Here is a 19,349-nt window from a genome sequence, read left to right as displayed (position 1 = left end):
CCGGTTTGTGTTTGGTTTTTTGGTCTCAACCCCTACATGTAGGGTTTTTTTGAGCGCGGGCTACAAGATAATGCGTTTCGGGGGGCGATTGCAACGGACAGCCTGTGGATAACCCTGTGCGTAAATTGTGTGCGAAACAGGGAAAACCTTTGTAGGCCGTGAACCTGCTGAGCTAGACCGTTTGTCACTGTTTTTCAGTCGGGAAAAACGCTTCAGCGGATTTTTAAGGGCGCGAACCCTATCACAAAAATCCGCCTTGTCCGAACGCATTTACCGACTTGTGTTCTGGCTGTACGCCGTTTATACAATCGGGCCATGCGCACGCATTCTTATCCTCCTTAAAGATGACAAAAAGACGGGAGGATCCTTCCTTTATAAGCAGCATCGGCAAGCAGAGGTCACCCGTGGAGCAAGAAGCCTGGCAGGTATTGATAGTCGAGGACGACCAGCGTCTGGCCGAACTGACCCGTGAATACCTGCAAGCCAACGGATTGCGCGTGGAGATCGAAGGCAACGGTGCGCTGGCGGCGGCGCGGATCATCAAGGAACAGCCGGACCTGGTGATCCTCGACCTGATGCTCCCCGGCGAAGACGGCCTGAGCATCTGCCGCAAGGTGCGTGACCGTTACGACGGCCCGATCCTGATGCTCACCGCGCGCACCGATGACGCCGACCAGATCCTCGGGCTCGACTTGGGTGCCGACGACTACGTCTGCAAACCGGTGCGCCCGCGACTGTTGCTGGCGCGTATCCAGGCGCTGCTGCGACGCAGTGACACACCGGAGGCGCCAGCGGGCAATCCGCGTCGTCTGCAGTTCGGTCCGCTGGTGGTGGACAACGCCTTGCGCGAAGCCTGGCTCAGTGACAGCGGCATCGAGCTGACCAGCGCCGAATTCGATCTGCTCTGGCTGCTGGTATCCAACGCCGGGCGGATCCTGTCCCGGGAAGAAATCTTCACCGCACTGCGCGGCATTGGCTACGACGGCCAGGACCGCTCGATCGATGTACGCATCTCGCGCATCCGCCCGAAAATCGGCGACGACCCCGATCACCCGCGCCTGATCAAGACCGTGCGCAGCAAAGGTTATCTGTTCGTGCCGGAAGCCTGCGTAGAACTGCCGCTGTGAATTCGATCTTCCTGCGCATCTATGGCGGCATGTGCGCGGCGCTGATTCTGGTGGCGGTGCTCGGCGTGCTGGCGCTGCACCTGCTCAACCAGGTGCGCAGCGAGCAATACCGCGAGCGTCTGGCCCACGGCACGTTTTCGCTGATGGCCGACAACCTGCAACCGATGAATGAAACCGAGCGCCATCGCGCCTTGCTGGTGTGGGAGCGGCTGCTCGGGATTCCGCTGGCGCTGAAGACCTTTGCCCAGACCGATCTCGATCTGACCCAGCGCACCCGGGTGCAGCGCGGCCAGGCGCTGGTCGAACAGACCGGCCCGCACGCGGCCAAGGTCTATCGGCTGGTCAGTGACAAGGATCAACTGGTGCTGGTGGGCGAGGTGCAGCAGATCAGCGAGCAACTGGCCCGGGCGACCATCTACCTGTTGGCCGATGAGCTGGTGCGGGTGCCCGTGGGCGAACAGCCCAAACGACTGGCGCAGTTGAAAGAAGACAAAGGCTTCGGCTTCGATTTGCGGCTGGTCACCGTCAGCGATGCCGACATGGACGAAGACCAGAGTCGTCGAGTGTCCGAAGGCGATACGGTGATGGCGCTGGGCAAGGGCGGCGATTCGATCCGGGTGTTCGCCGGCATGGTCGGCACGCCGTGGGTGCTGGAAATCGGGCCGCTGTATCAGATGAATCCGTACCCGCCGGAATGGCTGGTTTTGATCGCCGCTCTCGGCCTGACCCTGATCGGCCTGATCGTCTATTTATTGGTGCGTCAGCTCGAACGGCGTTTGCGCGGGCTCGAAGCTGCCGCCACGCGCATCGCCAAAGGCAGTCTGGAAACTCGCGTTCCGGCCCGGGGTGCCGACTCGGTGGGCAAGCTGGCGGCGGCGTTCAACGGCATGGCCGAGCACTTGCAGCAGTTGCTGGCCATCCAGCGTGAACTGGTGCGCGCGGTGTCCCACGAATTGCGCACGCCGGTGGCGCGCCTGCGTTTCGGCCTGGAGATGATCGGCTCGGCCACCACCCCGCAGGCGCTGGAGAAATACCGCGAGGGTATGGACCACGACATCGAGGACCTCGACAAGCTGGTCGACGAAATGCTCACGTACGCCCGGCTGGAGCAGGGCTCGCCGGCGCTGACCTTCCAGCGCATCGACCTGGATGCACTGGTCAATCAGGTGATCGAAGAGCTGGCGCCTCTGCGCGCCGAAGTCACGGTACAGCGCGGTTTGTGCCTGTCGGCGGCGGATTGCGATGACGCCTGGGTCGAGGCCGAGCCGCGTTACCTGCACCGTGCCTTGCAGAATCTGGTGAGCAACGCCATGCGCCATGCACGCTCGAAGGTCACGGTCAGTTATCAGGTCGGGCAGATGCGTTGCCGGGTGGATGTCGAGGACGACGGCCCCGGCGTGCCGGAAACCGCTTGGGAGAAAATCTTCACGCCGTTCCTGCGCCTGGACGACAGCCGCACCCGAGCGTCCGGCGGGCACGGGCTGGGCCTGTCGATCGTGCGGCGGATCATCCACTGGCACGACGGCCGGGCGCTGATCGGCAAGAGCAAGAGTCTGGGCGGAGCGTGCTTCAGCCTGAGCTGGCCGAGGAATCAGGAGCGGCGCTGAAGCCGCTTACGCCTGGATGCTGACCAGGCTCAGCAACTGCCCGTCTTGCACGCCGAATTGCGCATCGAGCTCCGTGCCGTTGCGCCATTCACTGGACAGATCCGTCAGCAACCGCAGCCGCACCTGACCCTGTTCATTCCACTCCAGAACCTCGGCGTGTTCGAAGTAGAAGCGCTGCTGCACGATCGGGTACAGCGCCTTGAACAGGCTTTCTTTCACCGAAAAGGTCAGGGTCACCCAGAGCGCGATCTGATCCCGGGAGCCGGCGGCCATGCGCTGCATTTCCGGCGGGGTCAGGATCTCTCCAGCCAGCCGCTCGGCGCGTTCGGCGTTGAGCAGGTTTTCCAGGTCCATGCCCAGCCCGCGCCAGTGCTGTTTGTTGGCGACAATCGCCGCCGCACGGCCGGTGCTGTGGGTGATCGAGCCGCAGATGTGTGCCGGCCAAATCGGCGCGCGATCCTCGCCGATCGCCGGAACAGTGCTTGAGCCTTCCAGCTGCTGCAACGCCGCCCGTGCACAAATCCGCCCTGCAAGGAATTCCGCCTGCCGCTTCGCCACCGAACGCTGAATGCTCGGCGGCGACTCGATGGCGCTGCGGCGGAAGTCATCACCGAGCAATTGCGAAGGATCGAAATGGGTGCTCAGCAGCACAGTGTCGGGCAACACCGTCGGCAGCGGCCAATGGGCATCGAGCGGGGTGCAGCAGGCGGGGAGGAAAGGGTTGGAGTTCATGTGGCGCATTTTGCCGGGTTGCCTTAAGGCTGGATAGTGTCGACATGATCGTTCCCACGTCGAACCGTGATCGCTCCGACGCTGCGGCCCCGAATTGTGATCGTTCCCACGCTCCGCGTGGGAATGCAGCCTCGGGACGCTCCGCGTCCCTTCGCTGTGTGACGCGGAGCGTCACTGTATGCATTCCCACGCAGAGCGTGGGAACGATCAGCAACAGGGGTTCAGCCAAAGATTTTCTTGAAGAACGCCTGCATGTCCGCCCAGGATTTTTCATCGGCGGCCTTGTTGTAGCCGATATCCGGGCCACCGTGATCGCCGTGGCTCAGGCGATCCGCGTCGGGATTGCTGAACCCGTGCTTGGCACCGTCGAGGCTGACGAATTGATAGTCGGCGCCGGCCTTGTCCATTTCCGACTTGAATGCCGCGACGTTGTCCGGGGTGACCATGCTGTCCAGCGCGCCGTGCTCGACAAGGACTTTCGCCTTCACGCTACCCGGCGTAGCCGGAGTCTTGGTGGCCAGCGCACCGTGGAAGCTCACCACGCCGGCCAGCGGCACGCCCTGACGCGCGGCATTCAGCACCACGCCACCGCCGAAGCAGTAGCCGATGGCGCCGATTTTATCCTTGTCGGTCTGCGGCTGTTTCTTCAACAGATCCAGCCCGGCCTGAAAGCGCTTGCTGGCCGCATCGGCGTTTTGCGTGGCGGCCTGCATGAACGCCATTGCGTCTTTCGGGTGCTCGGTGTTCTTGCCTTCACCGTACATGTCGATGGCCAGCGCGCTGTAGCCGAGCCCGGCGAGATCCCGGGCGCGGCGCTTGGCGTAGTCGTTCAGGCCCCACCACTCATGCACCACCACCACGCCGGGGCGCGGGCCCTTTATTGCATCGTCGTAGGCGTAGTAACCGATCAGCTTGGTGCCGTCAGCACTCTGATAGGGGATTTCCTCGGTCTTGATCGCAGCCTGGCTGAGGCCGCTGAAGACAAGGAGGGCGAGGGTTAGAAGCAGGCGCATGATCGGGTCTCCGGACAATAAAGTGGTCAAAACAGCCTAGTTCATTTCATTCAGGCCAGGTTCAGAGAGCGTTCAGGGGCGGTACAGGGGAGGGTCAGTAACCTTGCGCCATACCCAAACAGCACTGTGAAAGAGGAAACTCCATGACTCGTTTAAATAAACTGCTGCTGGCTTTTACCGTAATGAGCGCCAGTATCGCGGCCCACGCCGACACCACCAGCAACTTCGCCGGCCTGACCTTTGGCCAGACCAGCGACAAGATCAAAAAATCCAACGCCCTGAACGACAACCTCGGCCATCCGGATGCCACCGCGGCCATCGACGGCAACAACACCTACGGCCTGCGCCTGGGTCAGCAAAACAGCCAGGGTCGCTACTACGCCACCTACGACAACGTGTCCGGCTCGCACAATGGCATTAAACTGCGCCAGGAAAACCTGCTGGGCAGCTACGATCTGTTTTACCCGGTGGGTAGCAGCACCAAGCTGTTCGGCGGTGCCACGGCCGGTCTGACCAAGTTGACCCAGGATTCGCCGAGCTACAGCCGTGACAGCGACATCGGTTACGCCGTCGGCGGCCAGTTCGGTGTGTTGCAGCAAGTCTCGCAGAACACCTCGGTCGAACTCGGTTACCGTTACCTGCGCAGCAACGCCAGCACTGAGATGAAAGAGAGCGGCGGCAGCAAGCAAGGCTCGCTGGATTTGACCAGCAGCGCCCAGACTTACCTGTCGGCCAACTACGCTTTCTAAGCGATTGGCGTCAGGCCCGCGCCGGGTCGTCCTTCGAGGGGCGACCCGGCGCAGCCATGTGAGGCGAAAGCCTTTGGAGTTGTCGATTTACCCGGGAGAGCGTCATGAAACTGTTGGTCGTCGAAGATGAAGCGCTGTTGCGCCATCACCTGCAAACCCGCCTGACGGAGAGCGGTCACGTGGTCGAGTCCGTGGCCAATGCCGAAGAGGCGTTGTACCAGACCGGGCAATTCAACTTTGACCTGGCGGTGATCGACCTTGGACTGCCGGGCATGAGTGGCCTCGACCTGATCCGCCAGCTGCGCTCGGGCGCCAAGACGTTTCCGATCCTGATCCTCACCGCGCGCGGCAACTGGCAGGACAAGGTCGAAGGTCTGGCAGCCGGGGCTGACGATTATCTGGTCAAGCCGTTCCAGTTCGAAGAACTCGAAGCGCGGCTCAATGCGTTGCTGCGCCGCTCCAGCGGTTTCACTCAGTCGACCATCGTCGCCGGCCCGCTGTTGCTGGACCTCAATCGCAAGCAGGCGACCCTCGACGAGCAACCGCTGGCGCTGACCGCCTACGAGTACCGGATCCTCGAATACCTCATGCGCCATCACCAGCAGGTGGTGCCCAAGGATCGGTTGATGGAGCAGTTGTACCCGGATGACGACGAGCGCGATCCAAACGTGATCGAAGTGCTGGTCGGCCGTTTGCGCCGCAAGCTCGAAGGCCCGGCCGGATTCAAGCCGATCGACACCGTGCGCGGCCTCGGTTACCTGTTCAATGAGCGCTGCACTTGATCCGTTCCCTTCGCGTCCGGCTGATGCTTGCCGCCACGACCCTGGCGGTGTTGTTCATGCTCGCGTTGCTCCCGGCGATGCAGGGCGCGTTCAGCCTGGCGCTGCAGGACTCGATCGAACAGCGGCTGGCGTCCGACGTCACCACGCTGATCTCCGCCGCGCGGGTTGAAAACAACCGCCTGATGATGCCGGCACAGTTGCCCGACGAGCGCTTCAACCTCACGGACAATCGCCTGCTCGGCTACATCTATGACCGCGAAGGGCATCTGGTCTGGCGCTCGAAGGGCACCCAGGAAGAGAAGATCAACTACACGCCGCGCTACGACGGCCTCGGCAACGAGTTCGCGCGGATCCGTGAAGCCAACGGCCAGGAATTCTTCGTCTACGACGTCGAAGTCAAACTGCTTGGCGGCAAAAGTGCAGCCTTCAGTATCGTGGCCCTGCAACCGGTGCGCGAATACGAAACCACCCTCGAAGGCCTGCGGGAAAATCTCTACCTCGGTTTTGGCGCGGCATTGCTGGTGCTGCTGGCGCTGCTGTGGATCGGCCTGACCTGGGGCCTGAAAGCCTTGCGCCGGCTCAGTCAGGAACTCGACGAAATCGAAGGCGGAACCCTCGAAAGCCTCAGCGAACAGCACCCGCGTGAACTGCTGCGCCTGACCGGTTCCCTCAACCGCTTGCTGCACAGCGAACGCCAGCAGCGCAGCCGGTACCGCGATTCCCTCGACGATCTGGCCCACAGCCTGAAAACCCCGCTGGCGGTATTGCAAGGCGTCAGCGAAGACATGGCCCAGCGCCCCGAAGACCGCGATCAGGCGTGGGTGCTGCAAACCCAGATCGAACGCATGAGCCAGCAGATCGGCTATCAGTTGCAACGCGCCAGCCTGCGCAAAAGCGGTCTGGTGCGCCATCAGGTGCGCCTGCGCCCGGTGCTGCAAAGCCTGTGCGACACGCTGGACAAGGTCTACCGCGACAAACACGTGCGCGTCGCCTTCGATCTGCCGGAGCACTGTTACGTGCCGATCGAGCAGGGCGCCTTGCTGGAAATGATGGGCAACCTGCTGGAAAACGCCTATCGCCTGTGTCTGGGCGAAGTGCGCATCAGCGTGCGCGAAAGCCATTCCGGAATGGAGCTGTGCATCGAAGACGACGGCCCCGGCGTACCACCGGATCAGCGCGCACGGATTCTCGAACGCGGCGAACGCCTGGATCGCCAGCACCCAGGGCAGGGGATCGGGCTGGCAGTGGTCAAGGACATCATCGAGAGCTACAGCGCGAAACTGACGCTGGGCGATTCACCGATGGGCGGGGCGGCGTTCAGAATTCATTTTCCTGCGGTGTGAAAACGATCGGCCCTCACCCTAACCCTCCCGAAACGTCGGACCGCCCAGAGGGAGGGTTAGGGTGAGGGGGCTTTTGATCTTTGGCCTCACTGCTCCTGCGCCCGATAAGCCCCCGGCGTCAGCCCCGTCCACTTCTTGAACGCCCGATGAAACGCCGACGGCTCGGAAAACCCGAGCTGTTCGGCGATCTGTTGCAACGACAGATCGGCCCGCCCCAGGTGATAAATTGCGATGTCCCGGCGCAACTGATCCTTCAATTCCTGAAAACTGGTGCCTTCCTCGCGCAGATGCCGGCGCAAGGTTTGCGGGCTGATGTGCAGGTGCGCGGCAACTGCTTCGAGGTCCGGCCAGCGTGCGCTGTCGTGGCTGAGCAAACGGCGCAGCCGGCTGCTCAGGCTGTTGCCGTCGTCCGGGCGGGACAGCAGGTCGGCGGGGGAGCGTTCGAGGAAATGCTTGAGGGTGCGTTCATCCTGCAACAGCGGCATGTGCAGATAACGGCTGTGAAACACCAGGCTGCTTTGCGTTGCCGAAAATTCCAGCGGGCAGGAAAACAGCAGATCGTATTCCGCCCCGTGCGCCGGTTTCGGGTAGCTGAAGCTCGCCTGTTCCAGACGAATCCGCTGGCCGATCAGCCAGCTGCCGAGGCGATGCCAGATCACCAGCAGGCTCTCGCTGAGAAAGTGATCCGGGTCCCACAACTGCGCATCGTCGAGGCTCAGGCGTACCCATTCGTCTTCATGGCTCAGGGTCAGGCACGGGGCTTCGGGGAATAGGCTATAAAACAATAAGCCGCGTTGCAGAGCCTTCTCCAGGCTGCGGCAATGGATGATGGCGTGGCACATCATGGCGAAGCTGCCAGGTTTGCTCGGAGCGTTGCCAAAACCCAGGTATTCGTCGTCCAGGGCCAGCCACAGGTTCTGGATCAGTTGGGTGAATTGTTCCGGGGCGATCCGCGCGCGCGGCTCGTCGAGCAGTTCGGGGCTGATGCCCAGTTGCTGCAGCAGGTCCGAGTAGTCGTAACCCGAGCGCCGCGCGCCACCGAGGGCGGCGCGGGCAAAGTGACTGGCGATGGTGCGTTCGCGCATGAGCGGCAGATCCTTCCTCTGGCGACCGATGGTAGCGGCTGCCTTTGATCGGTAACAAGGCGGATTTCCGCCAAATTGTAGGACGAGGTCGGGCGAGTTGGCGGAAATCCGCCACACTTGAGTAACCGAACGGTGACACAGAAAAAGCCGGATCCCCTGATATCAAAAGGCTTGCAGCGATTTGCACCAAAGTGGCACGACGTTTGCGATAAGAGCGACAGAAGCGTGCGCCGAGCCGGTCCGGAAAGCGCCGTTCGACACAACAAATCCCTCCAGTGCAGGAGGGTTCGCAATTCAGGTTTCGCGTTCAACAGATGGATGTTGCCACGCGGGACTCTTGAGGAACTTTGCAATGACGACTCGTCAGCCACTGTACAAATCCCTGTATTTCCAGGTGATCGTCGCAATCTGTATCGGTATTGCGCTCGGCCACTACTACCCGCAGTTCGGCGTGGCCGTAAAGCCGCTGGGTGACGGGTTCATCAAACTGATCAAAATGATCATCGCCCCGATCATCTTCTGCACCGTGGTCAGCGGCATCGCCGGCATGCAGAACATGAAATCGGTCGGCAAGACCGGCGGTTACGCACTCCTGTACTTCGAAATCGTTTCGACCATCGCCCTGCTGGTCGGCCTGATCGTGGTCAACATCGTGCAACCGGGCAACGGGATGCACATCGACGTCAGCACCCTCGATGCCTCGAAAGTCGCGACCTATGTTGCTCAAGGCGCAGACCAGAGCGTTGTCGGCTTCCTGCTCAACGTGATCCCGACCACCATCGTCGGCGCGTTCGCCACCGGTGACATTCTGCAAGTGCTGATGTTCTCGGTGATCTTCGGTTTCGCCCTGCATCGCCTGGGTGCCTACGGCAAGCCGATCCTGGACTTCATCGATCGCTTCGCCCACGTGATGTTCAACATCATCAACATGATCATGAAGCTCGCGCCAATCGGTGCCTTCGGTGCGATGGCGTTCACCATCGGTGCCTACGGCGTCGGCTCGCTGGTGCAGCTGGGTCAACTGATGATCTGCTTCTACATCACCTGCCTGGCGTTCATCCTGATCGTGCTCGGCGGTATCGCCCGCATGCACGGCTTCAGCGTGCTGAAGATGATCCGCTACATCCGTGAAGAGCTGCTGATCGTGCTGGGTACTTCCTCTTCGGAATCGGTACTGCCACGCATGCTGATCAAGATGGAGCGTCTGGGCGCGAAGAAATCGGTGGTAGGTCTGGTGATCCCGACCGGCTACTCGTTCAACCTCGACGGCACCGCGATCTACCTGACCATGGCGGCCGTGTTCATCGCTCAGGCGACCGACACCCACATGGACATCACTCACCAGATCACTCTGCTGGTAGTGTTGCTGCTGTCCTCCAAAGGCGCAGCCGGTGTGACCGGTTCGGGCTTCATCGTACTGGCGGCCACCCTGTCGGCCGTAGGTCACCTGCCGGTGGCCGGTCTGGCGCTGATCCTGGGTATCGACCGCTTCATGTCCGAAGCCCGCGCCCTGACCAACCTGGTCGGCAACGCCGTAGCGACCATCGTCGTGGCCAAGTGGGTCAAGGAGCTGGACACCGATGTGCTGCAATCCGAGCTGGCCTCGGGCGGTCGTGGTATCTCCGACGAGCGTGAGGAAGATGACCTGGGCGTGGCCGAAGGCCCGACCCCGAGCAATGTGAAGTAAGCATCGCTTGAATGGAAAAACCCGCTTCGGCGGGTTTTTTCTTGCCTGCTGTTTGAGCGCAACGGTCAGCGCAACTGATGGATCCGGTAATTGCCCCATCGCCGATGGCTGCCTAGGCTGCATGCATCGTTGATGGAGATTGCCCATGCCTGCACCGCTGGCCTCACTGAAGATTCTGGATTTCTCGACCCTGCTGCCGGGGCCGTTTGCCTCGCTGCTGCTGGCGGATATGGGCGCCGAAGTGCTGCGCATCGAATCGCCGACCCGCCTCGACCTGGTGCGGGTCTTGCCGCCCCATGATCACGGCGTCTCGGCCAGTCACGCGTATCTCAACCGCAACAAGCGCAGCCTGGCGCTGGACCTCAAGCAGCCCGAGGCGTTGGAGCTGGTGAAGCAGTTGCTGGTGAATTACGACATCGTGCTGGAACAGTTTCGCCCCGGTGTGATGGAGCGGCTGGGGCTGGGTTACGAGGCGCTGAAGGCGATCAATCCGAAGCTGATTTATGTGTCGATCACCGGTTACGGCCAGACCGGACCGTACAAGGATCGCGCCGGCCACGACATCAACTATTTGGCGCTGGCCGGGCTCTCCAGCTACACCGGCCGCGCCGACAGCGGGCCGTTGCCGCTGGGCATGCAGGTGGCGGATGTCGCCGGCGGCTCGCTGCACGGGGTGATCGGCTTGTTGGCGGCGGTGATTTCCCGCCAGCAGACCGGGCAGGGCACCCATCTGGATGTGAGCATGACCGATTGCGCGTTCAGCCTGAACGCCATGGCCGGTGCCGGGTATCTGGCCTGCGGCGAGGAGCCGGGCTGGGAGGATCAGATGCTCAATGGCGGCAGCTTCTACGATTACTACCGCTCCCGCGACGGGCGCTGGATGTCGGTGGGCAGTCTGGAACCGGCCTTCATGCAGCAACTGTGTGCGGCGCTGGGCCGGCCGGAACTGGCGGCGCAGGGCTTGTCGCCCAAACCCGAGCAGCAGCGGGCGCTCAAGGACGCCTTGAAGGTCGAGTTCGAGAAGCATGACTTTGCCGAACTGTGCGAGCTGTTCGCCGGGATCGATGCCTGCGTCGAGCCGGTGTTGAACCTGGGCGAGGCGGTGCAGCATCCGCAATTGCAGGCGCGGGAACTGGTGACCCAGGTGCCCCGCGGTGATGGCACGGTGCAGGCGCAGATCGCCTGTCCGCTGAAGTTTTCCGAGGCGTTGCCGGCGCCGCGGCATGTGGGGGCAGCGCTGGGGCAGCATACAGATCAGGTGTTGACGGAGTTGGGGTTGAGTCCTGAGCGGATTGCCGAATTACGCGCCGCGAAAGTCATCGCGTAGCTCGTGGGTTACTCGACCCGCATCTCGCCACTGAACACCAATGTGTTGCGACAGCGCCGGCACAGATAGCGCCGACCCTGCCTGACCAGGCTATGGCGCTGCGCCGAAAACGGAAAATCGCTATCGGCACACGGGCATTTATAGATGTAGCGGGTCACGCTGCGGCGTTTGATTTCATAGGTATGGCAACGGTCCGGCGGCAATTCGTAAACGCCGCGCATGATCAGTTGCCACTCCTCGCCGTGGGGCTGGATGCGGTCGCCGAACAGTTGATGGGCGATCAGGTGCGCGACTTCGTGGGCCACGGTCTGCTTGAGGAAATGTTCGGTGTTTTCCCGGTACAGCTGCGGATTGAAGCGCAGCAGATTCTCGTGCAGATGCGCGACCCCGGCTTTTTGCCCGCGCAGCTTGAGGCTCACCACGGGGCGTTTGAAGGGACGTTTGAAAAAGGATTCAGCGAGTTGGAAACAGTCTTCGACGCGGGTATTGAGTTGCTCGGGCATGCTTGATGGATCTCCAGAGATTTGGAGTATGCCGCAACCTTTCGGCGTTGCGTATCGCCAAACTGCCGAATGGTCGCGACGTTCATTCCAGGCATGAGAAGGCCGCCTTGCGGCGGCCTGTGTTGGCGGATCTTGTTCTTCTCGGGAGGAACCGGTCGCTAATTGGTGTAGACAGGCCCCACGCCCAGACCCCAGACAATCACGGTAAACGCCATGATGGCGACCAGCACCACCAGACCCACCGCCAGTACCGAGCTGGAAAACAGGAAACCCTCGTCGGACGGAATGTTCATGAAGGTCGGCAGCCCCACATACAACAGGTAAACCGTGTAGCAGATGGCCGCCGTGCCGACGATCATCCCCAGCCACATGTGTGGATAGAGCGCCGCCAGCCCGCCGACGAACAACGGTGTCGCGGTGTAGGTGGCAAATGCCACGCAACGGGCCAGGCTCGGGTTGGCGTCATAGGTGCGGGCCATCCAGTGCACGAAGGCACCCATGACCGCGACTCCGCCGAGCATTGCCAGGTAAGACATGATCGTCATCCACAACGCGCTTTCGACGGTGAGCATCACCGGTGCGCGGTTGCCGATCACCCAGCCGACCTGAGTCGTGCCGATAAATGCCGAAACAGCGGGGATCGCCGCCAGAATCAGCGTGTGCGTCAGGTACATGTGGCTGATGCTTTCTTCCTGGTCGCCACGGATTTCCTTCCATTCCTGATCGGGGTGGGTAAAAAGTCCCACTACGTGATGGATCATGCCAGTCACTCCTCTCGTTATTGCCATCGCCCCCCAGCGGAGCGCCTACGGGCCAATGCGGCCGAGCAAATACAGGTCTTCAGATTGTGTGCGACCTTATGTCGCAGTATAGAAAGGTCTTAACCGCACAGGTGATAGGGGCTTAGAGCAAATCGCGCTGTAAAACCGCGGGGTAATCGCGTCGGGGTCTGTGCAAACGGGCGCTGTAAGCGGCGACAACCTGTGGCCACAAGCGAAGTGTTTTTGCGTAAAATGCCCGCCTTTCGTCACACCTCACGGATTTCGCGTCATGGGCACTCTTACGGTCAACCAGAACAAACTGCAAAAGCGCCTGCGCCGCCTGGCCGGCGAAGCCGTCACCGACTTCAACATGATCGAAGACGGCGACAAGGTCATGGTCTGCCTGTCCGGGGGCAAGGACAGCTACACCATGCTCGACGTGCTGATGCACCTGCAGAAGGTTGCACCGATCAAGTTCGAGATCGTCGCCGTGAACATGGACCAGAAGCAGCCGGGTTTCCCCGAGCACGTGCTGCCGGCCTACCTGAAAGAGCTGGGCATCGAGTACCACATCGTCGAGAAGGACACCTACTCGGTGGTCAAGGAACTGATCCCGGAAGGCAAGACCACCTGCTCGCTATGCTCGCGCCTGCGTCGCGGCACGCTGTACACCTTCGCCGACGAAATCGGCGCGACCAAAATGGCCCTCGGTCATCACCGCGACGACATCGTCGAGACGTTCTTCCTCAACATGTTCTTCAACGGCAGCCTCAAGGCCATGCCGCCGAAGCTGCGCGCCGACGACGGGCGCAACGTGGTGATCCGTCCGCTGGCCTACTGCAACGAGAAAGACATCCAGGCCTACTCGGACTTCAAGCAATTCCCGATCATTCCGTGCAACCTCTGCGGTTCCCAGGAAAACCTGCAGCGTCAGGTGGTCAAGGAAATGCTCCAGGACTGGGAACGCAAGACCCCGGGCCGTACCGAAAGCATCTTCCGCAGCCTGCAGAACGTGATCCCGTCGCAACTGGCTGACCGTAACCTGTTTGACTTCACCAGCCTGAAGATCGACGAGACGGCGGCTTCGCGTTTCGTCAATGTGGTGAACCTGTAAGTGATCTGATCGCTCGAAAGAAACGGCGCTCGCGGGCGCCGTTTTCAATTCATTTTTTAGGAGAGGGCATGCGCGACTACAAGTGGCTGCACGAATACTGTCTGAACCGCTTCGGTTCGGCGGCTGAACTGGAAGCCCATCTGCCCGTTCCCAAGACCCCGGCGCAACTGCGCAAGATCAGCGACGACCGTTACCTCTCGACCATGGCCCTGCGGGTGTTCCGTGCCGGGCTCAAGCACAGCCTGGTGGATGCCAAGTGGCCGGCCTTCGAGGAAGTGTTCTTCAAGTTCGACCCGGAAAAGGTCGTGCTGATGAGCGCCGAACACCTTGAGCGACTGATGCAGGATGCGCGGATCATCCGTCACCTGGGCAAGCTCAAGAGCGTGCCGCGCAATGCGCAGTTCATTCTGGATGTCGAGAAAGAGAAGGGCAGTTTCGGTGCGTTGCTCGCCGACTGGCCGGTGACCGATATCGTCGGTTTGTGGACGTACCTGAAAAAGCACGGTCATCAATTGGGCGGGCTGTCGGCGCCACGGTTCTTGCGGATGGTTGGCAAGGATACGTTCGTGCCGAGCTACGACGTGGTCGCGGCGTTGAATGCACAGAAGATCGTCGACAAGGTGCCGAGCAGCCTGCGGGATCTGGCGACGGTGCAGAACGCGTTCAACCAGTGGCATGAAGAGAGCGGTGGACGGCCGATGAGCCAGATCTCGATGATGCTGGCGTACACCGTCAATCATTGAGTTCAAAGCGATCGTTCCCACGCAGAGCGTGAAACGATCCCGGCAGACTCGGTTAGCTCGGCGATCTGGCGAGCAGTCAGGCGACGGAGACTTCGCCTTCGCCCGCCAGTTTGCGATTCAACTGATACCGCCACCGCACATACAGCAGTGCCGAGCAAAACACCGCCAGACTGGCGATCATCTCCAGCACACCGAACAGCTGCCGGCTCGGGTCATACGCGGCCAGTGCGCCCTTGATGAAATACAGATTCACCACAAAGCACATCCACGAATGCCCGCGTGCGCTGCCCATGATCATCGCCGGTGCGAGCACGATCCACGGGATCAGCTCGATCAGCAGAATCACCCACGGTCGCGCGCCGTGCAGGTCGGCGAACATCAGGTAATAAGCGGCGAGCAGTCCGGCCAGGCCGAAAAAGCACAGCAGACTGATCACCCGCATCGCCCGCACCCGCGGCTCCAGCCACTCGACGGCGGGCAGGACTTTCGGCTTTCTGGCCATCTCAGTTCCCCAGTTTCCGGGCCGTCTTGGCCAGACGTGCGCCGAGGGCGCGGCACAGCGCCACTTCGTGCTGATCGAGACCGCTTTTACCGTCGGCCCCGGCGTGATGGCTGGCGCCGTACGGCGTGCCGCCGCCCTGGGTTTCCAGCAGCGCCGATTCGCTGTAGGGCAGGCCGGTGATCAGCATGCCGTGGTGCAGCAGCGGCAGCATCATCGACAGCAGGGTGGTTTCCTGACCGCCGTGCAGGCTGGCGGTGGACGTGAACACTCCGGCCGGCTTGCCGACCAGTGCGCCGGTCAGCCACAGGTTGCTGGTGCCGTCGAGGAAGTACTTGAGCGGCGCGGCCATGTTGCCGAAACGGGTCGGGCTGCCGAGGGCCAGGCCGGCGCAGTTCTTCAGGTCATCCAAAGTGGCGTACAGCGCGCCTTCATCCGGAATGTCCGGTGCCACGGCTTCGCACTCGGTGGAGATCGCCGGCACGGTGCGCAGGCGCGCTTCGAGACCGGCCTGCTCGACGCCACGGGCAATCTGCCGGGCCATCTCGTTGGTCGAGCCGCTGCGGCTGTAATACAGAACCAGAATGTACGGCGCACTCACGGCAGCAGCTCCAGGATCTGCTCCGGTGGACGGCCGATGACGGCTTTGTCGCCGGCTTCGAGAATCGGTCGCTCCATCAACTTCGGATGGGCCGCGATCGCTTCAATCAATTGTTTCTCGGTGAGACTGGCATCGGCCAGGTTCAGGGTCTTGTATTCGTCTTCGCCGGTGCGCAGCAGTTGCCGTGCGCTGATTCCCAGCTTGCCGAGCAGCGCCTTGATCTGCGCGGCGTCCAGCGGGGTTTCGAGGTAGCGCACCACGTTTGGCGTCAGGCCACGGGCTTCGAGGAGTTCGAGCGCACCGCGGGATTTCGAGCAGCGCGGGTTGTGATAAAGCGTCAGATCGGTCATGGGCGGGTCGCTTCTTGCGTAGAGTGGCGGCTATTCTAACTGTGCAGCGCGCAATCCAGAACCTTGGGAGGCGATGGGTCGCAGGCGCATTCAATTTTTCACAAGGAACACGACATGACACGGGCACTGGCAGCGGCATTGACGATCATCGGGGCGTTGATGCTGGGGGGCTGCGGTAACGACTACGGCATCGACCAGAACGGACAGAAAGTGGCGTCCGAGCGCCTCGACAAACAATGGGTCGTGCTCAATTACTGGGCCGAATGGTGCGGCCCGTGCCGCACGGAAATCCCGGAACTCAATCACCTGGCGGACGAACTCAAGGGCAAGAAGATCGGCGTGTTCGGGGTCAACTTCGACAACGTGCAGGGTGAAGAGCTGAAGAGCGCCAGCGAAAAACTGGGCATCAAGTTCACCGTGCTGGCGCAGGATCCGTCGGAATTGTTCGAACTGCCGCGCAGTGAAGCCTTGCCGGTGACTTACATCATCGACAACAAGGGCAAGGTGCGGGAACAGTTGATGGGCGAGCAGACGGCGGCGGGGGTGATGGCGAAGCTTGAGGCGTTGCAGGCTACAAATTGAGTTGCCGCTATAAAGCATCCCTCACCCCAGCCCTCTCCCGGAGGGAGAGGGGGCCGACCGAGGTGTCTGGCGATTTCCATCGACCTGGAAGATCAGGTCGACTGAAGATTCGTCAGAGTGGAATCCGGTTGGTTATGGATTCGGTGAAGGTCTTTCAGGTCGGCGTATCTCTCCAATATCCCCCAATCAGTCCCCTCTCCCTTTGGGCGGTCCGACGTTTCGGGAGGGTTAGGGTGAGGGGCTTGGCGATCTAAAGGATCAGCCTTCTTCCAGCCACCAGCGCAACGGCTTGCCTTCAGCCGGCCAGAAGCGCATCTGCTCGATCGGCGAGATGTCCCAGCGCTCCACGTGCTCCAGGGCCTGGAGGAAGCGTTGCTCCTGCTCCATCAGCGCCGGGGCACACAGTTTGCGGGTCTTGCCGATCTTGCCGAAGCTCAGCTTGTCGCCTTCCAGAGTGTACGGCGCGAACCAGTGGTTGCAGCCGCCATTACCGTACGCCCGGCCATCATCGCCGAGGGTCACGGTCAGGTGGCTGTAGTCCATCAGCGGACGCTCGCCGATCCATTCCAGAATGTAGCTGCGGTTCTGTTGCAGTTGCACAGGCTCCGCGGCGCAACCCATCAGGCCGGCGCCGACAACGGCGGTCAGGGCCAGGTGTTTCATCACGCCGGCTCCTGGCATTTCGGGCACAGGTGCTTGTCGCCGACGGCTTTCCAGCCCAGCTCCGCAATACGTGCCGTGGCGGCCGGTTTTTCCGCAGGTTTGCCGAGCTTGGCGTCCACGGCGAATTCGAAGCTCAGCTCCTTGGCGCAGCTGTCGCAGTTGACCTGCCAGGTGTGGATCGCCAGTTCACCGAACACCGGGCCGGTGGTCATGGCAGTCCATTGACCCGGCGGGTTGATCAGGTGGCGGACGGTGTCGACGGTCAGGCGCATGGACAAGTCCTTGCTGCCTTTGAGGGTCACGACCAGCACGTCGCCGATGCGGATCGAGCCACCGTTGCCGGTGACCTGATAACGGCCCGGAACCAGGGCGCGGCATTCGGTGAGGGTGTGTTGCGGGTTCATCAGGGTGTAGCGGAAATCGTGTTCGACCATGGGTCCTCCAAATATGCGCGACATGCTAGCACGGGCTTGATTGCAGAATGATGCGCGCGTGCGACCTTCGATCCGGTTCAAATCGACACCGCAGTCGTGGCAAACTGCCGCCTTCATTTTCAAGGAACGGAACATGGCGCTGATCGAATGTTATGAATGCAAGCGGAGCATCAGCTCAGAAGCCACGGCGTGCATTCATTGCGGGGCTCCACTGGCAGATGCACAGGCTCCTCACGCCGAAAAGGGCGCGTCGACGATTTCCTTTGGCAGCCTGCCGCGTAACAAGGCAGTGCCCGAGGCCTTCGTTCCGCCGCCGGCCCCCGAGCGGCCGAAGATCATGCCGGCCGCGGCGGGGCGACGCCGTCGTTCGCAGCCTGTCGAACCGGTGTTGAACCCGGACGGTTCGCGCCCGGTGGAAGGCTGGCTGAAAATCATGGCGTTTCTGATGCCGCTGGTGTTTGTCTGGTTCCTGCTGCGCAGCGGCCACTCCCTCAAGCAACGTTTGCTGGGGTTCGGCTGGCTGGCGCTGTTGATCCTGTGCGTGGCGATTACCCCGACGCCGCCCCCGGTCTGAGTCCGATCGCTCAGCCTTCGACCTGGTTCTGCGGCGTACCCGCCGCCCAGGTCGCAATGTTGTGCAAGGTGGTCGCGGCAATCGCGCCCAGCGCCTCATGGGTCAGGAATGCCTGATGCGCGGTGACAATCACATTCGGGAAGGTCAGCAGCCGCGCCAGCACGTCATCTTGTAGCGGCAGGTCGGAGCGATCCTCGAAGAACAGCTGCGCCTCCTCTTCATACACATCCAGTCCCAGATAACCGAGTTGGCCGTCCTTCAGGGCGTCGATCAGCGCCGGCGTGTCCACCAGACCGCCGCGCCCGGTGTTGATCAGCATCGCCCCCGGTTGCATGTGCGCCAGCGAATCGCGGTTGATCAGGTGTTTGCTCTGTTCGTTGAGCGGGCAGTGCAGGCTGATGATCCGTGCTTGCGCCAGCAGGTCCGGCAGGCTGAGGTAGCGCGCGCCCAACGCTTCGACGGCAGGGTTCGGATAAGGGTCGTAGGCCAGCAGTTCGCAGCCGAAGCCGTGCATGATCTTCGCGAAGGTCGCGCCGATCTGTCCGGTGCCGACGATGCCGACGGTTTTGCCCACCAGATCGAAACCGGTGAGCCCGTGCAGGCTGAAATCACCTTCGCGGGTGCGGTTGTAGGCGCGATGCAAGCGCCGGTTGAGGGCGAGGATCAACGCCACCGCATGTTCGGCCACCGCATGGGGCGAGTAGGCCGGTACGCGCACGACGGCCAGCCCCAGACGTTTGGCGACGGCCAGATCCACATGGTTGTAGCCGGCCGAACGCAAGGCGATCAGGCGAGTGCCGCCCGCGGCCAGACGCTCCAGCACCGGGGCGCTGAGGTCATCGTTGATGAACGCGCAGACTACTTCGTGATGTTCGGCCAGCGCTGCGGTATCGAGACTGAGCCGGGCTGGCTGAAAGTGCAGTTCGATCCCGGCCGGGCAGTCGGCGGCGAGGAAACTGTCGCGGTCGTAGGTCTGGCTGCTGAAAACGATCATGCGCATGAAATCCTCCTGGAGCATCGACGCGGGCGCAAATCACCCGCGACAACTTTAGCTGCGTCGGCGTTGACCGGCA

The 19,349-nt window shown here is 61.8% G+C and carries 22 protein-coding genes; 11 read left to right on the top strand and 11 right to left on the bottom strand.

Translation table 11 applies throughout. The annotated features are described in order from the left end of the window. Positions 1 to 404 precede the first annotated feature (404 nt). Both CAF74_RS01700 and CAF74_RS01695 read left to right on the top strand, forming a co-directional pair. Positions 405 to 1,127 (top strand): response regulator, encoded by a 723-nt coding sequence (locus CAF74_RS01700; RefSeq protein ID WP_085745108.1) that lies wholly within the window; start codon positions 405 to 407, stop codon positions 1,125 to 1,127. Continuing rightward, positions 1,124 to 2,734, top strand: coding sequence for an ATP-binding protein (locus CAF74_RS01695; RefSeq protein ID WP_007957745.1), 1,611 nt, complete (start codon positions 1,124 to 1,126; stop codon positions 2,732 to 2,734). Before CAF74_RS01700 ends, CAF74_RS01695 begins: the two co-directional genes overlap by 4 nt. Positions 2,735 to 2,740: 6 nt before the next feature. Here CAF74_RS01695 and CAF74_RS01690 read toward each other — a convergent pair whose 3' ends face one another. Together CAF74_RS01690 and CAF74_RS01685 are read right to left on the bottom strand one after the other, a co-directional pair. Next, positions 2,741 to 3,466, bottom strand: a complete 726-nt coding sequence (locus CAF74_RS01690) for a 4'-phosphopantetheinyl transferase (RefSeq protein ID WP_085745421.1) — start codon at positions 3,464 to 3,466, stop codon at positions 2,741 to 2,743. Positions 3,467 to 3,687: 221 nt separating this feature from the next. Next, entirely contained in the window at positions 3,688 to 4,479 is a 792-nt protein-coding gene (locus CAF74_RS01685) for a dienelactone hydrolase family protein (RefSeq protein ID WP_085745107.1), read from the bottom strand. A 143-nt stretch (positions 4,480 to 4,622) separates the two neighbouring features. Between CAF74_RS01685 and CAF74_RS01680 the strand changes: the two genes are divergently transcribed. From CAF74_RS01680 to CAF74_RS01670, 3 genes are all read left to right on the top strand, one after another. Then, positions 4,623 to 5,228, top strand: a complete 606-nt coding sequence (locus tag CAF74_RS01680; protein WP_085745106.1) for a hypothetical protein — start codon at positions 4,623 to 4,625, stop codon at positions 5,226 to 5,228. A 104-nt stretch (positions 5,229 to 5,332) separates the two neighbouring features. Continuing rightward, on the top strand, positions 5,333 to 6,010 hold the full coding sequence (locus tag CAF74_RS01675; RefSeq protein WP_085745105.1) for a response regulator transcription factor: 678 nt from the start codon (positions 5,333 to 5,335) through the stop codon (positions 6,008 to 6,010). Next, positions 6,007 to 7,353 carry an ATP-binding protein gene (locus CAF74_RS01670; RefSeq protein ID WP_085745104.1) on the top strand — a complete coding sequence of 449 codons (1,347 nt, stop codon included), beginning with the start codon at positions 6,007 to 6,009 and terminating at the stop codon, positions 7,351 to 7,353. The genes CAF74_RS01675 and CAF74_RS01670 overlap by 4 nt, the downstream gene beginning before the upstream one ends. 86 nt (positions 7,354 to 7,439) lie before the next feature. On the opposite strand, the gene CAF74_RS01665 is transcribed toward CAF74_RS01670, so the two are convergent. Then, the gene (locus CAF74_RS01665) at positions 7,440 to 8,438 is read right to left on the bottom strand and encodes an AraC family transcriptional regulator (RefSeq protein ID WP_085745103.1); all 999 of its coding nucleotides are present in this window, start codon (positions 8,436 to 8,438) and stop codon (positions 7,440 to 7,442) included. A 352-nt stretch (positions 8,439 to 8,790) separates the two neighbouring features. On the opposite strand from CAF74_RS01665, the gene CAF74_RS01660 reads away from it, so the two are divergent. Together CAF74_RS01660 and CAF74_RS01655 are read left to right on the top strand one after the other, a co-directional pair. Further along, positions 8,791 to 10,125, top strand: coding sequence for a dicarboxylate/amino acid:cation symporter (locus tag CAF74_RS01660; protein ID WP_064383574.1), 1,335 nt, complete (start codon positions 8,791 to 8,793; stop codon positions 10,123 to 10,125). A gap of 145 nt (positions 10,126 to 10,270) precedes the next feature. Continuing rightward, complete coding sequence (locus tag CAF74_RS01655; protein WP_085745102.1) at positions 10,271 to 11,452, top strand: CaiB/BaiF CoA-transferase family protein; 1,182 nt, start codon at positions 10,271 to 10,273, stop codon at positions 11,450 to 11,452. Positions 11,453 to 11,460: 8 nt separating this feature from the next. Here CAF74_RS01655 and CAF74_RS01650 read toward each other — a convergent pair whose 3' ends face one another. Next, positions 11,461 to 11,955 carry a SprT family zinc-dependent metalloprotease gene (locus tag CAF74_RS01650; RefSeq protein ID WP_085607401.1) on the bottom strand — a complete coding sequence of 165 codons (495 nt, stop codon included), beginning with the start codon at positions 11,953 to 11,955 and terminating at the stop codon, positions 11,461 to 11,463. A 158-nt stretch (positions 11,956 to 12,113) separates the two neighbouring features. Next, the gene (locus CAF74_RS01645) at positions 12,114 to 12,716 is read right to left on the bottom strand and encodes a Yip1 family protein (protein ID WP_007957761.1); all 603 of its coding nucleotides are present in this window, start codon (positions 12,714 to 12,716) and stop codon (positions 12,114 to 12,116) included. A gap of 289 nt (positions 12,717 to 13,005) precedes the next feature. Between CAF74_RS01645 and ttcA the strand changes: the two genes are divergently transcribed. Together ttcA and CAF74_RS01635 are read left to right on the top strand one after the other, a co-directional pair. After that, on the top strand, positions 13,006 to 13,830 hold the full coding sequence (gene ttcA, locus CAF74_RS01640; protein WP_011335493.1) for a tRNA 2-thiocytidine(32) synthetase TtcA: 825 nt from the start codon (positions 13,006 to 13,008) through the stop codon (positions 13,828 to 13,830). A 68-nt stretch (positions 13,831 to 13,898) separates the two neighbouring features. Then, a complete protein-coding gene (locus tag CAF74_RS01635) occupies positions 13,899 to 14,573 on the top strand; it encodes a DNA-3-methyladenine glycosylase I (RefSeq protein WP_085683575.1) in 675 nt (224 codons plus the stop codon). Between the two features lie 76 nt (positions 14,574 to 14,649). On the opposite strand, the gene CAF74_RS01630 is transcribed toward CAF74_RS01635, so the two are convergent. Genes CAF74_RS01630 through arsC form a run of 3 tightly spaced genes read right to left on the bottom strand, consistent with a single transcriptional unit; the run spans position 14,650 to position 16,023 of the window. Beyond that, the gene (locus tag CAF74_RS01630) at positions 14,650 to 15,075 is read right to left on the bottom strand and encodes a DUF2069 domain-containing protein (protein WP_085745101.1); all 426 of its coding nucleotides are present in this window, start codon (positions 15,073 to 15,075) and stop codon (positions 14,650 to 14,652) included. Position 15,076: 1 nt separating this feature from the next. Further along, complete coding sequence (wrbA, locus tag CAF74_RS01625) at positions 15,077 to 15,673, bottom strand: NAD(P)H:quinone oxidoreductase (RefSeq protein WP_085745100.1); 597 nt, start codon at positions 15,671 to 15,673, stop codon at positions 15,077 to 15,079. Next, positions 15,670 to 16,023, bottom strand: a complete 354-nt coding sequence (gene arsC / locus CAF74_RS01620; RefSeq protein WP_011335489.1) for an arsenate reductase (glutaredoxin) — start codon at positions 16,021 to 16,023, stop codon at positions 15,670 to 15,672. Before arsC ends, wrbA begins: the two co-directional genes overlap by 4 nt. A 114-nt stretch (positions 16,024 to 16,137) precedes the next feature. Here arsC and CAF74_RS01615 point away from each other — a divergent pair, with 114 nt between their 5' ends. Continuing rightward, positions 16,138 to 16,605: a TlpA disulfide reductase family protein gene (locus CAF74_RS01615; protein WP_007957768.1), complete on the top strand. Its 468-nt coding sequence runs from the start codon at positions 16,138 to 16,140 to the stop codon at positions 16,603 to 16,605. Positions 16,606 to 16,863: 258 nt separating this feature from the next. Here the strand turns inward: CAF74_RS01615 and CAF74_RS01610 are convergent, their stop codons facing one another. Both CAF74_RS01610 and CAF74_RS01605 read right to left on the bottom strand, forming a co-directional pair. After that, the gene (locus tag CAF74_RS01610) at positions 16,864 to 17,268 is read right to left on the bottom strand and encodes an META domain-containing protein (protein WP_039772881.1); all 405 of its coding nucleotides are present in this window, start codon (positions 17,266 to 17,268) and stop codon (positions 16,864 to 16,866) included. Beyond that, positions 17,268 to 17,702 (bottom strand): hypothetical protein, encoded by a 435-nt coding sequence (locus CAF74_RS01605; protein WP_007957770.1) that lies wholly within the window; start codon positions 17,700 to 17,702, stop codon positions 17,268 to 17,270. The genes CAF74_RS01610 and CAF74_RS01605 overlap by 1 nt, the downstream gene beginning before the upstream one ends. A 133-nt stretch (positions 17,703 to 17,835) precedes the next feature. Here CAF74_RS01605 and CAF74_RS01600 point away from each other — a divergent pair, with 133 nt between their 5' ends. After that, positions 17,836 to 18,276, top strand: a complete 441-nt coding sequence (locus CAF74_RS01600) for a hypothetical protein (RefSeq protein ID WP_085607393.1) — start codon at positions 17,836 to 17,838, stop codon at positions 18,274 to 18,276. Positions 18,277 to 18,286: 10 nt separating this feature from the next. On the opposite strand, the gene CAF74_RS01595 is transcribed toward CAF74_RS01600, so the two are convergent. Next, positions 18,287 to 19,276 carry a 2-hydroxyacid dehydrogenase gene (locus CAF74_RS01595; RefSeq protein WP_085745099.1) on the bottom strand — a complete coding sequence of 330 codons (990 nt, stop codon included), beginning with the start codon at positions 19,274 to 19,276 and terminating at the stop codon, positions 18,287 to 18,289. Between the last annotated feature and the right edge of the window lie 73 nt (positions 19,277 to 19,349).

It is taken from the genome of Pseudomonas sp. R45(2017) (assembly GCF_002112305.1).
GTDB classification, from domain to species: Bacteria; Pseudomonadota; Gammaproteobacteria; order Pseudomonadales; family Pseudomonadaceae; genus Aquipseudomonas; species Aquipseudomonas paraglycinae.
The sequence above is the reverse complement of the archived record's forward strand: the minus strand, read 5'-3'. Positions and strand labels throughout refer to the sequence as shown.

Bases quoted from the DNA above. Each gene is read 5' to 3' on its own strand.
- CAF74_RS01690 (WP_085745421.1), bottom strand. From the start codon at position 3,466: ATGAACTCCAACCCTTTCCTCCCCGCCTGCTGCACCCCGCTCGATGCC.
- CAF74_RS01630 (WP_085745101.1), bottom strand. From the start codon at position 15,075: ATGGCCAGAAAGCCGAAAGTCCTGCCCGCCGTCGAGTGGCTGGAGCCG.
- CAF74_RS01600 (WP_085607393.1), top strand. From the start codon at position 17,836: ATGGCGCTGATCGAATGTTATGAATGCAAGCGGAGCATCAGCTCAGAA.
- CAF74_RS01610 (WP_039772881.1), bottom strand. From the start codon at position 17,268: ATGAAACACCTGGCCCTGACCGCCGTTGTCGGCGCCGGCCTGATGGGT.
- CAF74_RS01660 (WP_064383574.1), top strand. From the start codon at position 8,791: ATGACGACTCGTCAGCCACTGTACAAATCCCTGTATTTCCAGGTGATC.
- CAF74_RS01615 (WP_007957768.1), top strand. From the start codon at position 16,138: ATGACACGGGCACTGGCAGCGGCATTGACGATCATCGGGGCGTTGATG.
- CAF74_RS01665 (WP_085745103.1), bottom strand. From the start codon at position 8,438: ATGCGCGAACGCACCATCGCCAGTCACTTTGCCCGCGCCGCCCTCGGT.
- CAF74_RS01650 (WP_085607401.1), bottom strand. From the start codon at position 11,955: ATGCCCGAGCAACTCAATACCCGCGTCGAAGACTGTTTCCAACTCGCT.
- CAF74_RS01645 (WP_007957761.1), bottom strand. From the start codon at position 12,716: ATGATCCATCACGTAGTGGGACTTTTTACCCACCCCGATCAGGAATGG.
- CAF74_RS01635 (WP_085683575.1), top strand. From the start codon at position 13,899: ATGCGCGACTACAAGTGGCTGCACGAATACTGTCTGAACCGCTTCGGT.
- arsC (WP_011335489.1), bottom strand. From the start codon at position 16,023: ATGACCGATCTGACGCTTTATCACAACCCGCGCTGCTCGAAATCCCGC.
- CAF74_RS01680 (WP_085745106.1), top strand. From the start codon at position 4,623: ATGACTCGTTTAAATAAACTGCTGCTGGCTTTTACCGTAATGAGCGCC.
- CAF74_RS01655 (WP_085745102.1), top strand. From the start codon at position 10,271: ATGCCTGCACCGCTGGCCTCACTGAAGATTCTGGATTTCTCGACCCTG.
- CAF74_RS01595 (WP_085745099.1), bottom strand. From the start codon at position 19,276: ATGCGCATGATCGTTTTCAGCAGCCAGACCTACGACCGCGACAGTTTC.
- ttcA (WP_011335493.1), top strand. From the start codon at position 13,006: ATGGGCACTCTTACGGTCAACCAGAACAAACTGCAAAAGCGCCTGCGC.
- CAF74_RS01605 (WP_007957770.1), bottom strand. From the start codon at position 17,702: ATGGTCGAACACGATTTCCGCTACACCCTGATGAACCCGCAACACACC.
- CAF74_RS01685 (WP_085745107.1), bottom strand. From the start codon at position 4,479: ATGCGCCTGCTTCTAACCCTCGCCCTCCTTGTCTTCAGCGGCCTCAGC.
- CAF74_RS01675 (WP_085745105.1), top strand. From the start codon at position 5,333: ATGAAACTGTTGGTCGTCGAAGATGAAGCGCTGTTGCGCCATCACCTG.